We start from the raw sequence: 550 nt of genomic DNA on the forward strand, positions 1-550 counted from the left end.
GGTTGATTTCCAACCTCAGCGAAACACCTTGAGCCGATAGCGCGTTTCCGCACCTATCGAGACGGAGGGGAGGCCCCGGCAGGGGCCTCCCCTCCGCGTTGTCGCAGGTGTAGGATACATGGAGAGGCGTCGCGATGGGTCCGAGGCCCGTGCGGCACCGTCCCGCCGCGGCTTGCTTCCAGACTCAGCGCGACGGGTGCCGGGACCCTCGATTCGGTTGTCCCCGAGGGGCTAGTCGGCCAGCGGCGCCTCACCTCGCTCCGCCCTCGCGCGCTCCACGCAGCCCGGCGTCAGGTCGAGCTCGGAGGGGCCGAGCATCTCGACCCCGAAGGCGTCCAGGAGCGCCCGCGCGTCGTCGCCGAACGCGGCGAGGAGCATCTCGGAGGGCGTGCGCCAGGCGAGCTTGCCGCGCGGCTCGGAGTCCACCTGCGACATGACGAGCGCCGCGTCGGCGCGCGACAGGCGGTCGAGGCGCAGGCCGCGGCCCTTGGGCAGCAGCTTCCTGATCTCGACGTGGTTCTTCTCGCAGCCGCCCTTCTGGTCGGCGCGG

Annotated in this window: 1 pseudogene; it reads right to left on the reverse strand. The window is 71.6% G+C overall.

Features of this window, described 5'->3' with window-relative positions:
- Positions 1–231 precede the first annotated feature (231 nt).
- Positions 232–550: pseudogene (locus tag E0L17_RS10890) on the reverse strand (IS30 family transposase); the annotation flags it as partial.

It is taken from the genome of Olsenella sp. SW781, from assembly GCF_012027725.1.
In the GTDB taxonomy this organism is placed as follows: domain Bacteria; phylum Actinomycetota; class Coriobacteriia; order Coriobacteriales; family Atopobiaceae; genus Thermophilibacter.